This window comes from Stenotrophomonas sp. YJH_SMC_8 (assembly GCF_059371315.1).
The window spans coordinates 41,245-59,223 of sequence record NZ_JCAFUL010000016.1 but is presented as its reverse complement, the minus strand read 5'-3'; the positions used below and the strand labels follow the sequence as shown (position 1 = coordinate 59,223).

General features: G+C 66.6%; 18 protein-coding genes. 8 read left to right on the top strand and 10 right to left on the bottom strand.

Annotated elements, in window-relative coordinates; translation table 11 throughout:
• The first annotated feature begins 150 nt into the window (after positions 1–150).
• Together smrA and agp are read left to right on the top strand one after the other, a co-directional pair.
• The gene (gene smrA / locus AC5P88_RS17240; RefSeq protein ID WP_111112805.1) at positions 151–1,983 is read left to right on the top strand and encodes a multidrug efflux ABC transporter SmrA; all 1,833 of its coding nucleotides are present in this window, start codon (positions 151–153) and stop codon (positions 1,981–1,983) included.
• Positions 1,984–2,102: 119 nt separating this feature from the next.
• Positions 2,103–3,326: a bifunctional glucose-1-phosphatase/inositol phosphatase gene (gene agp, locus AC5P88_RS17235; protein ID WP_495225594.1), complete on the top strand. Its 1,224-nt coding sequence runs from the start codon at positions 2,103–2,105 to the stop codon at positions 3,324–3,326.
• A 9-nt stretch (positions 3,327–3,335) separates the two neighbouring features.
• On the opposite strand, the gene AC5P88_RS17230 is transcribed toward agp, so the two are convergent.
• Both AC5P88_RS17230 and AC5P88_RS17225 read right to left on the bottom strand, forming a co-directional pair.
• Positions 3,336–4,334, bottom strand: a complete 999-nt coding sequence (locus AC5P88_RS17230) for a polysaccharide lyase (protein WP_495225593.1) — start codon at positions 4,332–4,334, stop codon at positions 3,336–3,338.
• Between the two features lie 143 nt (positions 4,335–4,477).
• A complete protein-coding gene (locus AC5P88_RS17225; RefSeq protein ID WP_495225592.1) occupies positions 4,478–6,286 on the bottom strand; it encodes a DUF885 domain-containing protein in 1,809 nt (602 codons plus the stop codon).
• Between the two features lie 111 nt (positions 6,287–6,397).
• Between AC5P88_RS17225 and AC5P88_RS17220 the strand changes: the two genes are divergently transcribed.
• The gene (locus tag AC5P88_RS17220; RefSeq protein ID WP_106550376.1) at positions 6,398–6,754 is read left to right on the top strand and encodes a GFA family protein; all 357 of its coding nucleotides are present in this window, start codon (positions 6,398–6,400) and stop codon (positions 6,752–6,754) included.
• 23 nt (positions 6,755–6,777) lie between these two features.
• Entirely contained in the window at positions 6,778–7,551 is a 774-nt protein-coding gene (locus AC5P88_RS17215; protein ID WP_106550375.1) for a DUF4349 domain-containing protein, read from the top strand.
• Positions 7,552–7,628: 77 nt separating this feature from the next.
• Here AC5P88_RS17215 and AC5P88_RS17210 read toward each other — a convergent pair whose 3' ends face one another.
• On the bottom strand, positions 7,629–7,922 hold the full coding sequence (locus AC5P88_RS17210; protein ID WP_106550374.1) for a hypothetical protein: 294 nt from the start codon (positions 7,920–7,922) through the stop codon (positions 7,629–7,631).
• Between the two features lie 69 nt (positions 7,923–7,991).
• Positions 7,992–8,936, bottom strand: coding sequence for a LysR substrate-binding domain-containing protein (locus AC5P88_RS17205; RefSeq protein ID WP_106550373.1), 945 nt, complete (start codon positions 8,934–8,936; stop codon positions 7,992–7,994).
• A 115-nt stretch (positions 8,937–9,051) separates the two neighbouring features.
• Here AC5P88_RS17205 and AC5P88_RS17200 point away from each other — a divergent pair, with 115 nt between their 5' ends.
• Positions 9,052–9,924: a DMT family transporter gene (locus tag AC5P88_RS17200; protein ID WP_106550372.1), complete on the top strand. Its 873-nt coding sequence runs from the start codon at positions 9,052–9,054 to the stop codon at positions 9,922–9,924.
• 113 nt (positions 9,925–10,037) lie between these two features.
• Here the strand turns inward: AC5P88_RS17200 and AC5P88_RS17195 are convergent, their stop codons facing one another.
• Together AC5P88_RS17195 and AC5P88_RS17190 are read right to left on the bottom strand one after the other, a co-directional pair.
• Positions 10,038–10,940, bottom strand: coding sequence for a peptidylprolyl isomerase (locus tag AC5P88_RS17195; protein ID WP_106550371.1), 903 nt, complete (start codon positions 10,938–10,940; stop codon positions 10,038–10,040).
• 130 nt (positions 10,941–11,070) lie between these two features.
• On the bottom strand, positions 11,071–11,544 hold the full coding sequence (locus AC5P88_RS17190; protein WP_146146985.1) for a lytic transglycosylase: 474 nt from the start codon (positions 11,542–11,544) through the stop codon (positions 11,071–11,073).
• Positions 11,545–11,764: 220 nt separating this feature from the next.
• Between AC5P88_RS17190 and AC5P88_RS17185 the strand changes: the two genes are divergently transcribed.
• Entirely contained in the window at positions 11,765–12,130 is a 366-nt protein-coding gene (locus tag AC5P88_RS17185) for a PadR family transcriptional regulator (RefSeq protein WP_021203665.1), read from the top strand.
• The gene (locus tag AC5P88_RS17180; RefSeq protein ID WP_495225591.1) at positions 12,127–13,116 is read left to right on the top strand and encodes a sensor domain-containing protein; all 990 of its coding nucleotides are present in this window, start codon (positions 12,127–12,129) and stop codon (positions 13,114–13,116) included. The genes AC5P88_RS17185 and AC5P88_RS17180 overlap by 4 nt, the downstream gene beginning before the upstream one ends.
• A 122-nt stretch (positions 13,117–13,238) precedes the next feature.
• Here the strand turns inward: AC5P88_RS17180 and AC5P88_RS17175 are convergent, their stop codons facing one another.
• Together AC5P88_RS17175 and AC5P88_RS17170 are read right to left on the bottom strand one after the other, a co-directional pair.
• Positions 13,239–14,546, bottom strand: coding sequence for a polyhydroxyalkanoate depolymerase (locus AC5P88_RS17175; protein ID WP_495225590.1), 1,308 nt, complete (start codon positions 14,544–14,546; stop codon positions 13,239–13,241).
• Between the two features lie 93 nt (positions 14,547–14,639).
• Entirely contained in the window at positions 14,640–15,230 is a 591-nt protein-coding gene (locus AC5P88_RS17170; RefSeq protein ID WP_495225589.1) for a class I SAM-dependent DNA methyltransferase, read from the bottom strand.
• A 149-nt stretch (positions 15,231–15,379) separates the two neighbouring features.
• Between AC5P88_RS17170 and AC5P88_RS17165 the strand changes: the two genes are divergently transcribed.
• A complete protein-coding gene (locus AC5P88_RS17165) occupies positions 15,380–15,835 on the top strand; it encodes a CopD family protein (protein ID WP_106550367.1) in 456 nt (151 codons plus the stop codon).
• A gap of 154 nt (positions 15,836–15,989) precedes the next feature.
• Here the strand turns inward: AC5P88_RS17165 and AC5P88_RS17160 are convergent, their stop codons facing one another.
• Positions 15,990–16,949: an acetyl-CoA carboxylase carboxyltransferase subunit alpha gene (locus AC5P88_RS17160; RefSeq protein ID WP_106550366.1), complete on the bottom strand. Its 960-nt coding sequence runs from the start codon at positions 16,947–16,949 to the stop codon at positions 15,990–15,992.
• A 113-nt stretch (positions 16,950–17,062) separates the two neighbouring features.
• On the bottom strand, positions 17,063–17,932 hold the full coding sequence (locus tag AC5P88_RS17155; RefSeq protein ID WP_106550365.1) for a hypothetical protein: 870 nt from the start codon (positions 17,930–17,932) through the stop codon (positions 17,063–17,065).
• Positions 17,933–17,979: the final 47 nt, after the last annotated feature.

Below are 17,979 nucleotides of genomic sequence, written 5' to 3'. Positions count from 1 at the left end.
GTAGCGCCGGGCCTCGCCCGGCGAGCGCGCAGCGCGGTTGCAGCGGGAACCGCCGGGCATGGCCCGGCGCTACCAGAATCGCGGCATCGTCGGCTGGCGTACACACCCGGCGTGGGATACTCCGCCGCTTGCAAGAGGCGAGGGAATGCAATGTTCCGTTGGTTTGAATCCCTGATTCCGGTGTTCCCGCCCGTGGACGGGCGCATGCCACCGCGCAAGGTGCTGCCGTTCTACCTGCACTACCTGCGCCCGGTGTGGCCGGTGCTGCTGGCCACGCTCATCGCTGGGCTGCTGCTGGCGCTGGTGGAAGTGGCGATGTTCGATTACCTGGGCCGCATCGTCGACATGGTCGCCGAGCAGCCGGGCGCCGACTTCTTCAAGCGCCACGCCAATGAACTGGGCTGGATGCTGTTCATCACGGTCATCGCGCGGCCGATCCTGGTTGGCCTGCACAACCTGCTGGTCAATCAGGCCATCGTGCCCGGCCTGAGCAACCGCTCGCGCTGGCTGATGCACAACTACGTGGTGCGGCAGAGCCTGAGTTTCTTCCAGAACGACTTCGCCGGCAGCGTCGCCAACCGGGTGATGCAGACCGGTACCTCGCTGCGCGAGTCGGCGGTGCAGATGGTCGATTCGCTCTGGTACATCGTGGTCTATACCGGCACCGCGCTGTACCTGTTCGCGCAGGCCGACTGGCGGCTGATGGTGCCGCTGATCCTGTGGCTGCTGGCCTATGCGGTGATCCTGGCCTACTTCGTGCCGCGCGCGAAGGAACGGGCGTGGATCGCGTCGGAGGCGCGTTCCAAGGCCATGGGCCGCATCGTCGATGGCTACACCAACATTCCCACGCTGAAGCTGTTCGCCCATGGCGGCCGCGAGCAGGCCTACGTGGCCGAGTCGATCCAGGAGCTGGCGGTCAAGCACCGCGCACAGACCCGCATCACCACCGGCATGGACCTGACCATCGCCATCGTCAACGGCTTCCTGATCGCCGGTACCTGCGGTCTGGCGCTGTGGCTGTGGAACGGTGGCCACATCACCGTCGGCGCGATCACCCTGGCCACCGGCCTGGTGATCCGCATCCACAACATGTCCGGCTGGATCATGTGGACCATCAACGGCATCTTCGAGGATATCGGCACGGTGCAGGATGGCATCACCACCATCGCCCAGCCGCTGACCGTGCAGGACCGCGACGATGCGGTGCCGCTGCAGGTGACCCGCGGCGGCGTGCACTTCCAGGACATCCACTTCCACTATGGCAAGAAGGGCGGGGTGATCGCCGGCCTGGACCTGGTGGTCAAGCCCGGCGAAAAGATCGGCCTGGTCGGTCCGTCCGGCGCCGGCAAGTCGACCCTGGTCAATGTGCTGCTGCGCCTGTACGACCTGGAGAGCGGCCGCATCCTGATCGATGATCAGGACATCGCGTACGTCACCCAGGAAAGCCTGCGCCAGCAGATCGGCGTGGTCACCCAGGACACCTCGCTGCTGCATCGCTCGATCCGTGACAATCTGCTGTACGGCCGCCCGGATGCCACCGACGAGCAACTGCACGCGGCCGTGGCCAAGGCGCGCGCGGCCAGCTTCATCGACACGCTGGTGGACGGGCAGGGCCGTCGTGGCTATGACGCGCATGTCGGCGAGCGCGGCGTGAAGCTGTCCGGCGGCCAGCGCCAGCGCATCGCCATTGCCCGCGTGCTGCTGAAGGACGCACCGATCCTGGTATTGGACGAAGCCACTTCGGCGCTGGATTCGGAAGTGGAAGCGGCGATCCAGGACAGCCTGGACGAACTGATGGGAGGCAAGACGGTGATCGCGATCGCGCACCGGTTGTCGACCATCGCGCGCATGGACCGGCTGGTGGTGATGGACCAGGGCCGCATCGTCGAGACCGGCACCCATGCGGAGCTGATTGCGGCCGGTGGCCTGTACGCGCGGTTGTGGGCGCGGCAGACCGGTGGCTTTGTGGCTGCCGATCAATGACCGCTTCGGGGTCAGAGCCCTCTCTGCGAGAGGGATCCGACCCCGATCCCGTATCCCTTGGGGTCGGATCCCTTTGCGAGGCAAAGGGCTCTGACCCCAGCGTGCTTCTGGAGACCTGCATGATCCGCCCCCTACGCTCCCTGTTGCTGGCGCTCGCGCTGGGCGTGAGCACTGCGACCGCGATTGCTGCACCCGTCGCAGACGAGCAGCTTGAGCAGGTCATCCTGCTCAGCCGCCACAGCCTGCGCGCGCCGGTGGTGGCGTCGGGCGCGCTGGCCAATGCCACTCCGGAACGCTGGCCAGGCTGGGACGTAGGTGCAGGCGAGCTGACCACCAAGGGCGGTGTGCTCGAGGTCTACATGGGCCGCTACATCGGCCAGTGGCTGCGCCAGGCGCAGCTGCTGCCGGCAACGGGCTGCCCGAAGCCGGATGACTTCCACGCACACGCCAACAGCCTGCAGCGAACCCAGGCCACCGCACAGTTCTTCGTTGCCGGTGCCTTCCCGGGCTGCCACGTTGCGATCGAGCAGCGCATGCCGCTCGGCACGATGGATCCCTTGTTCAATCCGGTGATCCACAACGGAGACACGGCCTTCCGCGAGCGCGCGCTGTCGGCAATGCAGCAAGCGCTGACCGACGTGGACCTGGCGCCGGCACTGGTGGTGGTCGAGGTGGTCACCCGCTACCCGGAGTCGGCGGCGTGTACCGGCCGCGGCGACTGCCATCTGACGCTGGCCGATACCACCTTCAGTGCGGAGCCGGGCAACGAGCCTCGCGCTTCGGGTTCACTGGCGCTGGCCAGCGGGGTGGTGGACGCGCTGCTGATGGAGCATTACCAGGGAAGTGGCATTCCGCGCGAAGGCTGGGGCCGCTTGAACAACGAGGCGCAATGGCAGGCGCTGGCGCAGATCCGCAATCGCTACCAGGACATCCTGTTCGGTACTCCTGAAGTTGCTCGTGATGTGGCCGCACCGCTGCTGGCACGGGTAGAGGCGCTGTTCAAGGATCCGGCGTCACCGAAGGTGACCCTGCTGGTCGGTCACGATTCCAACATCGGCTCCGTGCTGGCTGCGTTGGGAATCGCTGACTACACGCTGCCGGGCCAGTACGAGAAGACGCCGATCGGAGGCCTGCTGCAGTTCGAGCGCTGGCGCGAGCGTCGCAGTGGCCTGGAGCGTTTCCGCGTGTCCTACGTCTATCCCACCACCGGGCAGCTGCGCGATGCGCTGCCGCTGACCGAGGTGCAGCCGCCGGGCCGCGTCGCACTGTCCTTGCCGGGCTGTAGTGCACAGGGCTGCAGCAGCGCGCAGTTCCGGCAGCTGCTGCAGCGGGCGATGCGCTGACGCACGCGGCTAGCGCAGGGGCGTGCGCACGATGCCGTGCGCGGCCATCAGCGTAAGGTCGCCACCCAGCCGCGGTGAGTGGAACGGTCCACGTGCATGTGCCGCATCGAACAGGCCGCCATCCGGTGAGCGCAGACGATAGAACTCGACCCAGCCGCTGGCCTTCAGTGGCAGCTGTGCGACGCCGGTGCGTGCGTTGAACCACGCGGGGTCGCTGCTGCCTTCGATCACCCGGCGTGCCAGGCGGTCGATGGCGTGATCGCGGCTGGCGTACCAGTCCTGGCCGCGCAGCCGCGCCAGTTCGGCCATCATCACCAGTGGCGCCAGCGCGTAGTCGTGGTAGTGCAGGGCACGCTGTCCGCGGGCCATTTCCAGCGGCAGGCTGCCATCGTCCTGGATGTCATCGATGCCCTTCTGGAAGGCCGCGTGGCCGGCCTGCCAGAGGGCCTGGTCATCGGTGGCCAGGCCGGTAGCCAGCACGCCCAGGCCGCCCCAGTAGTAGTGGTTGTTGCGGCGCCGTTTCGGGTTGTCCCAGTAGGCCAGGTTGGCGCGTGCCAGCTGTTGCAGCCACGGATCGATGCGCGCGCGCTGCTGCGGGTCGGCCTGGTCGTGCACTTTCAGGTAGGCCATCGCCACGGCATCGAGCATCCACTGCCGCATGTAGAACGACTGGTCGTTGTTGACCCGGATCATCTGCCCGAGCATCGCGCCTCCGTCTGCCCATGCACCCAGCCATGCCAGCGTGCATTGCGCCGCCGCCGGGTCACCGTTGCGCAGGTAATCGTCGCTCATGCGTGCCACGTCGGCGGCATAGCGGTCCAGTGGCGCGGTGGCGTCATGATTCTGCTGGTGCAGTGCCGGGTCGATCACCGAGCCGGCCTTGTCGGTGTAGTAGCCCAGGGCACGGATGTCGGGCTGGCCGGGCGGTGGTGGAGGGCAGGCGGCGAAGGCACAGGCGCTGGCCAGCAGCGTGGGCAGCAGTGCAAGACGGAACAGGGGGAGAGACATGGACGCTGGTGGAAGGGGGAACCCGGCGAACGATGCGCCCGTGCATGTTGCCGGTGCGTGATGCAGCCGCGGCTCCCGCCACCGCATGTAGAAACGGCCCGGGTTTTCCCGGGCCGTTCCGTTTGCAACTTACACCACCCCGATCATTCGATCGGCTGGTCCAGCATCAGCTGGCGTGCGAAACGCACCGGCGGTGCGCCGTAGGACAGCACCTGGTCGTGGTACGCCTTCAGGTTGAACTTGTCGCCCAGCTTCTCCTGCACCGCCTTGCGGGTGTCGAAGTGCTCCTGCGCGCCGACGAAGTAGGTCGGCAGCTGCGCCGAGGTCAGCTGTGCACGCACCCACTTGCCGGCCGCCTCGCTTTCCTGCTGGAACGCGTCGTGGGTCATCAGGTGCATCGCCTTTTCGCGATCCCAGTTGTCCACGTGCACGCCCTGGTCGAGGATCGCGTTGGAGATGGTGCGCAGGTAGAACTTCAGCTGCACCAGGTGGAACAGCGGATCGTTGTTGAGGTAACCCTGCTCCTGCATCATGCGCTCGGTGTAGACCGCCCAGCCTTCGGCGAACAGGCCCGAACGCAGCACCGCACGCAGAGTGGAGGGGAACTTGGCCGAGTGCCAGCCTTCCAGGTAGTGGCCCGGGGTGCCTTCGTGGATGCTGAGCAGGTGGATCATGCGCGAGTTGTATTCACGCAGGAACGAGTCGACCTGCTTCTCATTCCAGTCGTCCGGAATCGGCGACACGGCGTAGAAGGTCTTCAGGTTCTTGTCCAGCGGGCCCGGCGAATCGCAGTAGGCCACGGCCACGCCACGCTGGAATTCCGGCATCAGGATGATGTCCACCGGCGCGTCGGGCAGGGTCACCAGGTCGTGCTCGCGCACGAAGGCGGTGGACTGCTCCAGCGCGGCCTTGGCATCGTCGACCACCTTGTCGCGTGCCGGCTTGTCGGCGTAGGCCAGTTCCAGCGCGGCCTCGATCGCCTTCTGCTGCTGCTCGTCGGTCGGCTTGGCCGGCATCTCCGGCGCACCCGGCTTGTCCTTCAGCACGGTCTGCGCGATGCCGTACATGTCTTCGCGCACGCGCTTGAGTTCGGCGCGCGCACGCTCACCGATCTCCTGGCGCGACAGCGACGAACTCAGCGCGAACTTCAGCTTCTGGTCGTACTTTTCAGCACCAATGCGGAAATCACCCTGGGCGTTCGGCACCAGGGTCTTGTCCAGCCAGGTCTGCTGCTCGTCCACGGCCTTCTTCAGGCCGTCGATGGCGGCCTGCAGGCGCTGCTGGTCGGCTTGCGGCAGTTCGCCGATGTGCGGGGTGATGAAGGTATCGACGATGCTGAGGATGCCCTTGTTCTGCTTGGCCACGGTCTCGGCATGGATCTTCGGCACGCGCGCCGGATCCAGGTTCTCGCGGGCCTGGGCGAAGATCGCCGGCAGTTTCTCCATGCGTGCAGTGGCCGACTTCAGGCGCTCCGGCAGCGGCGCGAATTCACGCGCCATCAGGCCGTAGATCGCGCTGCCGGCGATGCCGTTGTACAGCTGCGGGTCCCACTTGCCCGACTGCAGCACTTCGGCATTCCAGATTTCCGACTGCAGCTGGTTGCGCAGGATCGCCGCGTCCACCTGGTTCTCGCGGCCCAGCTTGGCCACCTCGATCTTGTCCAACTCGCCCAGCAGCGCCTTGTAGGCGGCCACGGTCCTCTGCTGGCCGGCGGCGCTGAGGTCGTCCAGCTCGCTGTCGTAGCGGTGGTCGCCGATCTGGGTGGCGCTGACCGGGGACAGCTGCATCCAGGTATCCAGGGCGCGCTTGGACAGATCGGCGAAGGCCGCATCGACCGCCGCGTCACCGGCCTGCTGGCTGGCGGTCGGGGTGGAAGCGTTGGTCGGGGCGTCGGCCGGCTGGCAACCGGCCAGGGCAGCGACCAGGGCAAGGGCAAGAAGATGCGGGCGCATCGGCGTTCCTGTACGGGGTCAAACTCCGAGCATAGGGCCCCGGAGCTGCTTTGTCCCCGTGCCATAGGATTACCATGGCACAGACACGGACCCTCCAGCGGAGCACAGGACATGGAATACCAGGGAAGCTGCCATTGCGGCAGGATCGCATTCACCGTACAGGCCGAGGCGCCGATCAGCGACGTCATCGACTGCAACTGCTCGATGTGCCGCCGCCGTGGCAGCCTGCTGTGGTTCGCCCCGCGCGAGGCATTCCATCTGACTACCGATCCGGCGGACGTGGCCACCTACCACTTCAACAAGGCCCACATCGACCATCACCACTGCCGCGAATGCGGCATCGCTCCCTACAGCGAAGCGGTCGACCCGCGCACCGGCACGCCGATGGTGGCGGTGAATGTGCGCTGTGTGCCTGCAGTGGATCTGGCCACGCTGGCGGTGAGTTCCTACGACGGAGCCGCACTGTGAGGCCGGTGTGCGCGTGGACGCGCATGGCAGCAATGCCGGTGCTGCTGCTGGCGCTGGCAGCGTGCGGAAAGCATGGCGACGTCGCGGCCGATGCCGGAGGCGGTGCCGAAGCCGCGGTCGCTTCGCCGGAAGGTGCGTTCCTGGCCTACGAGCATGACGTGCAGATACAGCTGGACGCTGCGCAGATCGCACCGCGCATCCAGCAGGTGGCGCAGGCCTGCCAAAGCGCGAAGTTCGGGGATTGTGCGGTGCTGCAGGTTGATCAGCGCAGTGGCGAGCAGCCCAGCGGCGAGGTCAAGGTCCGCATTGCACCGAAGGGCACCGAACCGTTGATCGCGATGGCGGGCGAAGGCGGCAAGCTGCAATCGCGCAGCACGCGCGCCGAAGACCTCGCGCAGCAGGTGGCCGATACCGCCCTGACCAAGGCACGGCTGGAGAAGGAACACGCGCGGCTGCTGTCCTACCAGGACCGCAAGGATCTGAAGATCGAAGACCTGATGGCGATCACCACGCGGCTTTCGGAGATCGAGGCGGGCGTCGAACAGGCCAACAAGGATTCGGCGCAGCAGCGCCGGCGCATCGATACCCAGCTGGTGACGATGCACTTCGGCACCACCTCGGGGCAGCGCAGCCGCAGCGAGATCGGTGAGGCACTGAGCGAATCGGGCAGCATCCTCAGCACCAGTATCGCGTTCCTGATCCGTGCGGCGGCCGCATTGCTGCCGGTCGCGGTACTGGCGTTGATTGCAGGATGGGGCGTGCGGGCGTGGTGGCGTCGCCGCCGTCGCGCGCCGTAATCGCGCACGGTCGCCGGGCATGGCCCGGCGCTACCGGAATTTGCAGAACGTAGCGCCGGGCCACGCCCGGCGGACACTCACCCTTCGTCGGTTTCGTACTCGATGAACACATCGAGTTCCAGCGCCAGCTCCTGCACCGCGTCACGCACCTTCTGCGCGGTGCTTTCGTTGCCGACTTCCACTTCCAGTTCGTGGATGCCCGGACCGATGTCATCGGACAGCCCGGCCGAACTGGAATCGTCGTCATCCATGTGCGGCATCAGGTCGTCGGTTTCCTCGACATGCTCGATGCCCTCCAGGCCAAGCAGCAGATCGCTGATGGCGCGGGCGTCGTCTTCGGTTCCGGTGATGCGCAGTCGCAGCAGGCTCATGTCAGGGGCACGTGGAAGGGTTCGCCTGCAGCCTAGCCAGCGCGAAGCAAAGAGCGGGTGAGGGCGCAGTCAGCCGCGCGTGGCCGGGCGCCCCAGCAGACTGTCCGGCAGCGCGGGAATCGGCGTGCGCTCGTCCTGCGCCTGCTCCAGCAGCCAGTCGATGAACAGGCGTGCCGCAGGGCTCGGCGGCTGCCCTTCGGCATGCACCACGTAGTAGGCGTAACGGGCCTTCAGCGCAGGGCCGGGCAGGCGCACCACTTCATAGCGCTGCAGGTAGGGCTGGGCGACGTGGGTGCGTGCCAGCACCGCGCCCATGCCGTACACCGCCGCACGCATCGCATCGGTGCTGTCGGCAAAGGTGTGCATCGGTGGCAGCGGTGAGGGCGGGCGCACGCCGGCATGGCGGAACCAGTCGCGCCACCCCTGCGGCGACAGGTCGGTCAGCAGCGGCAGCTCGGCGATGCGCGCCGGGTCGTCCAGGGTTTCGACGCCGGCCAGCGCGGGTGAGGCCACCGGGAACAGATAGTCGTCCATCAGGTGCTGCGCGCGCAGGCCGGGCCACTGGCCCAGTCCGTAGCGTATGCCGACCTCTGGGCCGTTGTCATCGTAGCGATCAAGCCCGCTACCGGTGTGCAGTTCGATGCGGATATGCGGATGCGCCTGGGTGAAGCGCGGCAGGCGTGGCAACAGCCAGCAGTAGGACAGCGAGCGCAGGGTGGTGATCCGCAGCGGCACGCTGTCGGCATCGGGGTGCAGGTGGTGGGCAACCGCCGCGACGTCGGTAAACGCGGCGCTGGCGGCGTCGGCCAGCTGCCGGCCTTCGGCGGTCAGGCGCACGCCGCGGGCGTGGCGCAGGAACAGCCGGGTCTCCAGCACCTCTTCCAGGCGACGCACATGGTGGCTGACCGCGCTGGCGGTCAGGTGCAGTTCCTGTGCGGCCTGGGCAAAGTTCTGGTGGCGTGCGGCGACCGCGAACACGGCCAGTGCGGGGAGCAGGGAAGGGCGTAGCTGCATGTCCAGCCTCAAACCATATTTGTGGCTGGCAGCGATACTACGCGCTTGTGCCGCGGGCGTCTGCGCCCGATCCTGTCCGCCTTGGCGAGGAATTGACGATGGACGGAGGCAAGGCATGAATGCGGTCCCACAGGCGGCCGAGCGCGATTGGCGCACACCGCTGGAGTTGACCCTGCTGGGCGCCATCTGGGGCTGCTCGTTCCTGTTCATGCGCGTGGCAGTGCCGTCGTTCGGCCCGTTCGCGCTGGTCGAGGTGCGGCTGGTGCTGGGTGCGCTGGTACTGCTGCCGTTCCTGTGGCGTGCCCGCGCCCAGTTCCCGCCGCGTCGCTGGCTTTGGCTGGCACCGATCGGGCTGATCAACTCGGCGCTGCCGTTCGTGCTGTTCGCCTATGCGGCGGAGCAGGCACCGGCGGCGATCGGCGCGATCTGCAATGCGATGACCGTGCTGTTCGCCGCGTTGATCGCTTTCCTGTTCTTCGGCGAGAAGATCGGCATGCGCCGCGCCGGCGCCTTGCTGGTCGGCTTCGCCGGCGTGGTTGTGCTGGCCACGGCCAAGGTGTCCGGACTGAGCATCGGCACCGCGGTGATCGCCGGCGCTGCGGCGTCGTTGTTGTACGGCCTGGGCGTGAACCTGGTGAAGCGGCACATGACCGGCCTGCCATCGGCAGCGGCTGCGGCAGCGACGTTGTCGTGCGCTTCGCTGTGGATGCTGCCGATGGCGGTGAGCCATTGGCCGCAGGCGGCCATTCCTCTGAAAGCCTGGGGCGCAGCGATTGCGCTGGGCGTGGCCTGCACCGGCCTGGCCTTCCTGATGTTCTACCGCCTGATCGGCCGCATTGGCCCGTCACGCGCGTCGACGGTGACCTACCTGATTCCGCTGTTCGGCGCGGCGTTTGCGTGGTTGTTCCTGGGTGAGGCGGTGACGGTGCAGATGTTGATTGCCGGCGGGTTGATCCTGGGTAGTGTGGCGGTGAGTCAGAAGGGCTGAGGCAATGCACAGCCGAGCATTGGCTCGGCTCTACAGTAGATCCACGCCATGCGTGGATGCTTTCCGCCTTGCATTGCCAACTCGGCGCCATGCTCGCCGGGCATGGCCCGGCGCTACCGCACCGGCACCGGGATATTGCAAAGATCGATATGCCCCGCCGGGCGCTTGTAGAAATCGTCCACGCGATTGCGCCGCGCCTCCACCGTATCGGCGAAGGTCTTCGAATCGGTACGCAGCACCTGGATCGGCGTGCGCTCGGCCGCCGGCACGTCGCTGGCGCGGCGGATCGACACGATCGGCGTACGCAGCTTCGGGTCGGTGTAGAAGCCCATCGGCGCCGGTCCGCGCGGGATCGCGCTGAGCAGCTCCATGCCCTTCAGCACGCGGCCGACCAGGGTGATGTTGCGGTCCAGCTGGCGCGGCGACTGGCCGGTCACCACGTACAGTTCGGCGCCGATGCTGCTGTCTTCCTCGTTGCTGCGGCCGGCGCCGAGCATGCCGTAGCAATGCGCCAGCCAGGCCTTGCCCGCCTGCGGGTCCTGGCCGACCGGGAAGCCGTCGACGAAGCCGGTCTGTGCCGCCCAGCCATCGCGATCCGGCAGTACGCTCACCTTCAGGCCGGTGCTGGCACGTTCGAACTCGGCCGGCAGCTTGCGCACGGCGCTGCCGAACGGCTTGGCCTTGGCCGCGTCATCGGCGTCGGCATCGCCGAACTGCACAACGAAGTTGTCCTGCGAGCGGTAGATGCTGGTGCCGTCCCAGAAGTGCTCGTGGGCGAAGGTCTGGATGTTGGCCACGTGCCGCGGGGCGAACTGCGGCGCCAGCTCGATGATCACCCGCCCCGCCGGCAGGTCCATGTACAGCAGGTTGGCCGGGTCCGGGGTGCGCCAGTCGCTGGCCGCCGAAGCGTCGAGGATCTGCTGTGGGCTGCGGTACGGGGTGGCCGCGCTGGCCAGCGAGGGCAGCAGGCAGGCCAGGGCGAGGGCGGTCAGGGCAAGGCGACGGCGGTGCGGCATGGGATCCCCGGAACATGAACGAGGCTTCGATTCTGCGCGACTAGAGACCACATCGCCAAGCGAGATGTAGGGCAATCGCGTCAGCCTGCGCGCCGCCTCTTGGACAATCCAATCGGTCTGGCATCAACGCCTATCTTTCTTCTGCAATTAGACCGGAATAATGGCCGAAGACAGGAACAGGTTCATAGTTGCCTGTCGGATCGTGCGTAGTTGAAGACTCTTCCAGATGATGAGGTGAAAAATTCTCCCTGGTTATCGTAAGCCGACCATCTTCATTGAAGAGGTAGCTGGTCCCTTCGGCAATGCCGCCACTCTTCTCATCGAACGTTCTATGTACCGCCATGCTCAGGAACAGATTTCCCGGCGCTACCTGCTGGAATTGATACGTCAGGCGCTCCCTTAGATGTTCATCCAGAAAGTCGACGCCAATCATTTCTTTGTCCAACAGCACATCGATAATCGCGGATGGCGTGTTGGGGGAGCCAACGAGAACCGTATAGCGAGCCTGGCTCTCATGTCTCGATTTGGCTTCGGATTCACTGATTATGTTTCGGGCGGACTTCTTTGCGCCAAACCAGAAGTCGCAATAATAAAACTCAGTCATAAGTGGATACTCCCGGGACCGTCGTGCTCGCAGGAGCTGGATCAGCCGCTGCGCTGTTGGAAGGTGACGGTATGCCGCGGCTCGCAGAGGGACAAGCAAGCCAATGGGCCTGCCGGCCAGGTGGTCATCCGGCCCTCGCCAACCGGCAGAGTGACTAACGACACATTCGCTATACCGAACTTCGCACTACTGTGGACTTCAACGTAGTGGAGGGCCGGTCATGGTCGAAGACGATGTCCACCTGAAGAAGTTCCAGAAGGAGCTGAGCGCCGGAACGGTGTCGCTGGCCCTGCTGGCGGTGCTGGCCCGGGCCGGGGAGCCGCTGTACGGCTACCTGATCGCCAAGGAGCTGGAGCGCGTGGGCGAGGGGGTGCTGAGCGGCAAGCAGAGCGCGCTGTACCCGGTGCTGCGCAACCTGGAAGGTGCCGGCCTGCTGGAAAGCCATGTGGAGCCGTCCAGCAGCGGGCCGCCACGGCGCTACTACCGCATCAACGAACGTGGCCGCGAGGTGCTGGCGCAGTGGCGCCAGGCCTGGCAGGCCACCCGCGATTCCGTCGATTCCGTGTTGGAGGGGGTACCGCAATGAACGACCCGAGCCTGGCAGGCCGCGCCCTGCCGACCACCATCCCGCAGTACCTGGCGCAGCTACGCGCGGCGCTGGAAGGCGCCGACCCGGCGATGGTGCAGGACGCGCTGTACGACGCCGAGGAGTACCTGCGCTCGGAGCTGGCCGCGCAGCCCGGCCGCAGCGAGGCCGAGGTGATCGCCGACGTGGCCGGCAGCTACGGTGCGCCGGACGAAGTGGCCGAGATCTACCGCGAGACCGAAGTGACGGTGAACCGCGCGCTGCGTACGCCGCGTGCGGATACCGCGCCGGTACTGCGTGCGGCGGCCGAAGCCAGTGGCGTCGAGCCGGCCGCACCGCCGCCGGCGCCGGAGCAACGCTCGCTGCTGGCGCGCTTCTTTGGCGTGGTGGCCGATCCGCATACCTACGGCGCGCTGTTCTACATGCTGCTGTCGCTGGCTACCGGCATCTTCTTCTTCACCTGGGTGGTGACCGGCCTGTCATTGTCGTTGGGCCTGCTGATCCTGATCGTCGGCATTCCGCTGACCGTGCTGTTCTTCGGCTCGGTGCGCGGGCTGGCGCTGCTGGAAGGGCGGCTGGTGGAGGCGCTGCTGGGCGAGCGCATGCCGCGCCGTCCGCGTTACACCGACCGCAGCCGTACCTGGCTGCAGCGCATCGGCGACATGTTCACCGACGGCCGCACCTGGCTGACGCTGCTGTACTTCGTGCTGATGCTGCCGCTGGGCGTCATCTACTTCACCATCGCGGTGACGCTGCTGTCGCTGTCGCTGGGCCTGATCTGGGCGCCGGTGGCGGCGATCTTCAGTGGCGAGATTCCGGGCGTGTACGTCGACGGCGTGAACGTGCTGCCGATGGCGGCGTCGCCGCTGGTGGGCATCGTGATCGCGGCGGTGGGCGTGCTGCTGCTGCTGTTGACGATGCATCTGGCACGCGGCATCGGCAAGCTGCATGGGTTGATCGCCAAGAACCTGCTGGTGCGGCTGTAAGCGGTCGGGGTCGGATCCCCGTTCGCAGAACAGGGCTCTGACCCCGGATCCGGTCGAACTGGGGTCAGAGCCCTTTCCGTTGGAAAAGGATCCGACCCCGGGCTTCCGGGCAGAGCGGGGACTTACCCCGCCTTGCGCCGCAGCGGGGTGACGTTGCTCTTCTTCCTCGTCGCCTTCGCCGCCGGTGCTTCGGCATGCGCGGCGAAGAAGTCGCGCACCTTCGGATACACCACTTCGCGCCAGCGGCGGCCGCTGAAGATGCCGTAGTGCCCGGCACCTCCCACGATGAAATGCTCACGGCGGTCAGCGCTGATGCCGGTGCACAGTGCCTGTGCCGCTTCGGTCTGGCCGAGGCCGGCGATGTCGTCCAGCTCGCCTTCGATGCTCAGCAGCGCGGTATCGTGGATGGCAGACGGATCGACCTTCTCGCCGTTGACCACCCACTCGCCACGCGGCAGCAGGAAGTCCTGGAACACCACGGAAATGGTATCCAGGTAGTACTTGGCCGGCATGTCCAGCACGGCGTTGTATTCGTCGTAGAAACGACGGTGCGCGTCGGCGTCTTCCAGGTCGCCCTTGACCAGGTCGGTATAGAAATCCCAGTGCGAGCTGAAATGACGGCTGGGGTTCATCGACAGGAAGCCGGCATGCTGCAGGAAGCCCGGGTACACGCGACGGCCGGCGCCGGGATAGCTCGGCGGCACGGTGTGGATGACGTTGTTCTCGAACCACGACAGCGGGTTCTGCGTGGCCAGGTTGTTCACTGCGGTCGGGCTGCAGCGCGCATCGATCGGGCCACCCATCATCACCAGCGTGCGCGGCGTCGGTTCGCCACGGCTGGCCATCAGCGAAACCGCGGCCAGCACCGGCACGGTCGGCTGGCACACGCTGACCACGTGCAGGCGCTCCACGCCGAGGTGGCGGATGAATTCCTGGATGTAGGCGATGTAGTCGTCCAGGCCGAACTCGCCTTCGCTGGCCGGCACCATGCGCGCATCCACCCAGTCGGTGACGTACACGCGGTGGTCGCGCAGCAGGGTGCGCACGGTATCGCGCAGCAGGGTGGCGTGGTGGCCGGACAGCGGCGCTACCACCAGCACGAACGGCTGGTTGAGCATGGTGTGCAGCTGGTCGGCTTCATTGCTGTGGCGCTTGAAGCGCAGCAGCTTGCAGAACGGCTTGCTCACTTCTTCGTGCACGACGATCGGCACGCGCTCGCCATCGACATCGATTTCGTTGATGCCCCATTCGGGCTTCTCGTAATCCTTGCCGATGCGATGGAACAACTCGTTGACCGCGGCCAGGCGATCGGCACCCGGCATCTGCGACCACCAGTGGCCCGGGTTGGCGAAGAACCTGGCGTTGGCCTGGGCCTGGTGCACCCAGGGGGCGAGCAGGTTGCGGGTCAGTTCGTGCAGTTGATAGAGCATGACGACCGAATATGTATGGTCATATGTTGCCGCGCAGCATATCCCATCCGGGTGTCCCGCAGGTTAAGTCGGCTGAAAATAATGAATCCGGATTCACGCCTGTTCCAGCGCCGCCGCGTCGCCTGCCAGGGCGGGGCCCAGCCAGCAGTGCGACCCTACCGGCTGCAGGCCATGCCGGCCCAGCGTGCGGCGGTACCAGCGCGCCGGGCGATCCTGGAAGCCGTCGTGGTCGCCCTCGAACGCGTCCTCGGCAGCGAAGGTTTCCAGGAAGGCTACCCCTCCGGTCAGTTCGGACAGTCCGGCCAGGCCGGCGCGCAGCTCGCGGTCGGGCACGTAGTGCATCACGTCCGAGCAGACCAGCAGGTCGACCGGAGCGCAGGGCCGCAGCCAGGCGAAATCGCCGAAGCTGGCCAGGTGCAGGTTGCGGGTCCTGCCGTAGCGGCGAACAGCGTACTCGCTGCTGTCGAAGCCCAGGTATTCGACCTTCGGACGCAGCTTCAGCAGCGGTGCGCGCCAGGCGCCTTCGCCGCAGCCGATGTCCAGCACGCTGCGGATCGGTCGTTCCAGGTAGTACTCGGCACTGGCCACGGCCAGGGCGACCTTTCGCGCCAGGCGGGCGCTGCCGCCGATGTCGGCACGGCGGTACCAGCGTTGGAAATAGGCGGCGTCGTAGGTCTTGTCCATGGGGCGGTGCGCGATCGGGGAAAACGGCGCCTATCGTACGGTGTTGCGACGCGCCATGCGTCGATGTGTCGCGGCGTACGTGCCTGCGGCGGCTTCGCCACGGCATGCGAGAATGGCCGCCCATCCACGCCAGCCGCCGGAGCAAGCGCATGCAGAGCTACTACTGGGTCAAGACCTTCCACATCGTGTTCGTGGTGGCCTGGATGGCGACGGTGTTCTACCTGCCGCGCATCCTGGTGAACCTGGCCGAGACCGCAGGCCAGCCGGCCGTGACCGAGCGCCTGCAGCTGATGGGGCTGCGCCTGTACCGCTTCGGTCATTCGATGTTCGGCCTGGCCTTCCTGCTGGGCCTGGTGCTGTGGCTGGGTTACAGGGTCATTCCGGAATTCCCGACCATGGTCGCGCCGGGCGGCGCCGGTTGGCTGCATGCCAAGCTGGGGCTGGTGGTGCTGCTGTTGGCGTACTTCATCTGGATCGGTCGCCTGCTGAAGGGCGTGGCCAAGGGCCGCGCGCTGCCGTCCTCGCGCGCGCTGCGCTGGATCAACGAGATCCCGCTGCTGGCGTTCATTCCGATCGTGTGGCTGGTGCTGGCCAAGCCGTTCTGACCCAGCGGGTAGATCCGCGCCATGCGTGGACACGCCAGGTAGATCCGCGCCATGCGTGGATGCCGTGAGGGCACAAACGAAAGAGCCGGGCATCTGCCCGGCTCTTTCGTTTGTGCAATTACCCGGATGCTGCCGGCCAGCGGCCGGCACTACCTCAGGCGGCTTCGTAGGTGCCGTAGCTGCGCAGGCGCGCGTAGCGCTGCTCCAGCAGCTGCTCGGTGGACAGCTTTTCCAGCGCATCCAGTTCGTTCAGCAGCACGGCCTTCAGGCGCTTGGCCATCTGCGTCGGGTTGCGGTGGGCGCCACCTGTCGGCTCGCGCACGACCTTGTCGACCAGGCCCAGGCTCTTCAGGCGCGGGGCGGTCAGGCCCAGCTGCTCGGCAGCGTCCTTGGCCTTGCCGGCGTCCTTCCACAGGATCGAGGCGCAGCCTTCCGGGGTGATGGTCGAGTACACCGAGTACTCCAGCATCACGGTGCGGTCGCCCACGCCCAGCGCCAGCGCGCCGCCGGAGCCGCCTTCACCGATCACGGTGCAGATGATCGGCACCTTCAGTTCGGCCATCTCGATCAGGTTGCGTGCGATCGCTTCGGACTGGCCGCGCGATTCGGCGTCGATGCCCGGCCAGGCGCCGGCGGTGTCGATCAGGGTCAGCACCGGCAGGCCGAAACGCTCGGCCATCTTCATCAGGCGCAGGGCCTTGCGGTAGCCCTCCGGCTTGGGCATGCCGAAGTTGCGCTTGATCTTTTCCTTGGTGTCGCGGCCCTTCTGGTGGCCGATCACCATCACGGAACGGCCATTGATGCGGGCCAGGCCGCCCATGATGGCCTTGTCGTCGGCGAAGGCGCGATCACCGGCCAGTTCCTGGAACTCATCGCAGATGATGCGCAGGTAGTCGGCGGTGTACGGGCGCGACGGGTGGCGGGCCAGCTGCAGCACCTGCCACGAGGTCAGGTTGCGGAAGATCTGCGCGGTGCGCATGCGCAGCTTGTCCTGCAGCGCGTGCACTTCCGCCTCGACATTGACCGCCGGCCCGGCACTGGCGTTGCGCAGTTCCTGGATCTTGGCTTCCAGGTCGGCGATGGGTTGCTCGAAGTCGAGGTAGTTCGGATTCATCGGAAGCCGTCGTGTAAAGAAGAGGGGAATTCTAGCCGAATGCGTGCAAACCACCCGTACGCCCTCGTCTGGAAGGCGACGGTAGCGCAGCCAGGCAGGGGGCGCCAGTCAGTTCAGGGCACCACCAGGGCGCTGCGGCCCATCAACTGGCTGCGCTGGGAGACGAAGTCGTTGTAGGCCTCGTTGGCCTCCCGGCCCAGCCCGCTGCCCAGCGTGGCGGTGGCCGAGGTGAAGGCCATCTGCGCGGCGAAGTCCTGCTTGCGCAGGGCCTTCTGTTCATCGGCGGTGGTGGCCTTCAGCCAGTGCGCATAGACCTCGCGCAGCGGCCCGGCGTGGGTCTCGAAGGCCGGTACCAGCGCCGGCAGGCTGGCCGGGGCCGGTTCCAGGCTGTAGGCCGGGGCCACGTAGCCGGCCGGCTGCTCGCGCTTGAACGCACCCGGCTCGCCCATGCCTTCTTCGACGTAGGCGATGAAGTCGGGGGCGGTGAACACCTTGGCCACGATCTGGCCACCGCTGGAGTCGACGTGGGCCACCACCTTTTCCTTCGGGAAGGGCTCGCGCACGCCGTAGGTCCAGGTCTTGTCGATGAACAGTTCGTGGTGCTTCTCGAACGGGCCTTCGAAGTCGACGCCACCCAGCTCGATGCCGGCCTTGCCGGTGCCGAAGTTCTTCAGCTTGCTCTCGTCGGTGACGTAGATCTCGCGGGCGACCACGTACTCGCTCAGGGTCGGGTTGATCAGTCCGCCGCGGCCATCGACGTAGACGATGAAGCGCACGTCGCCCAGTTTGTCGGTGTGCAGGCGGTGCTCACCGACGGCGAGCGAGATCGGGCGCGAACCCTGTGCGGCCACCGGCAGGTCCTTGCCATCGATGCTCAGTGCCAGCGGCGTGTCGGTCGGGTTGTCGATCTGGAACTCGATCTTCGACGGCGAGCAGGCGGCCAGGGCCAGAGCGGCGGCAAACGGGAACAGCAGGGTCTTCATGGGCAATCGTCCTTGATACTTGGAACGGGGAAACAGGGGGTTCAGGA

Coding starts and splice junctions, on each gene's coding strand:
- smrA (WP_111112805.1), top strand. CDS start 151: ATGTTCCGTTGGTTTGAATCCCTGATTCCGGTGTTCCCGCCCGTGGAC.
- agp (WP_495225594.1), top strand. CDS start 2,103: ATGATCCGCCCCCTACGCTCCCTGTTGCTGGCGCTCGCGCTGGGCGTG.
- AC5P88_RS17230 (WP_495225593.1), bottom strand. CDS start 4,334: ATGTCTCTCCCCCTGTTCCGTCTTGCACTGCTGCCCACGCTGCTGGCC.
- AC5P88_RS17225 (WP_495225592.1), bottom strand. CDS start 6,286: ATGCGCCCGCATCTTCTTGCCCTTGCCCTGGTCGCTGCCCTGGCCGGT.
- AC5P88_RS17220 (WP_106550376.1), top strand. CDS start 6,398: ATGGAATACCAGGGAAGCTGCCATTGCGGCAGGATCGCATTCACCGTA.
- AC5P88_RS17215 (WP_106550375.1), top strand. CDS start 6,778: ATGGCAGCAATGCCGGTGCTGCTGCTGGCGCTGGCAGCGTGCGGAAAG.
- AC5P88_RS17210 (WP_106550374.1), bottom strand. CDS start 7,922: ATGAGCCTGCTGCGACTGCGCATCACCGGAACCGAAGACGACGCCCGC.
- AC5P88_RS17205 (WP_106550373.1), bottom strand. CDS start 8,936: ATGCAGCTACGCCCTTCCCTGCTCCCCGCACTGGCCGTGTTCGCGGTC.
- AC5P88_RS17200 (WP_106550372.1), top strand. CDS start 9,052: ATGAATGCGGTCCCACAGGCGGCCGAGCGCGATTGGCGCACACCGCTG.
- AC5P88_RS17195 (WP_106550371.1), bottom strand. CDS start 10,940: ATGCCGCACCGCCGTCGCCTTGCCCTGACCGCCCTCGCCCTGGCCTGC.
- AC5P88_RS17190 (WP_146146985.1), bottom strand. CDS start 11,544: ATGACTGAGTTTTATTATTGCGACTTCTGGTTTGGCGCAAAGAAGTCC.
- AC5P88_RS17185 (WP_021203665.1), top strand. CDS start 11,765: ATGGTCGAAGACGATGTCCACCTGAAGAAGTTCCAGAAGGAGCTGAGC.
- AC5P88_RS17180 (WP_495225591.1), top strand. CDS start 12,127: ATGAACGACCCGAGCCTGGCAGGCCGCGCCCTGCCGACCACCATCCCG.
- AC5P88_RS17175 (WP_495225590.1), bottom strand. CDS start 14,546: ATGCTCTATCAACTGCACGAACTGACCCGCAACCTGCTCGCCCCCTGG.
- AC5P88_RS17170 (WP_495225589.1), bottom strand. CDS start 15,230: ATGGACAAGACCTACGACGCCGCCTATTTCCAACGCTGGTACCGCCGT.
- AC5P88_RS17165 (WP_106550367.1), top strand. CDS start 15,380: ATGCAGAGCTACTACTGGGTCAAGACCTTCCACATCGTGTTCGTGGTG.
- AC5P88_RS17160 (WP_106550366.1), bottom strand. CDS start 16,949: ATGAATCCGAACTACCTCGACTTCGAGCAACCCATCGCCGACCTGGAA.
- AC5P88_RS17155 (WP_106550365.1), bottom strand. CDS start 17,932: ATGAAGACCCTGCTGTTCCCGTTTGCCGCCGCTCTGGCCCTGGCCGCC.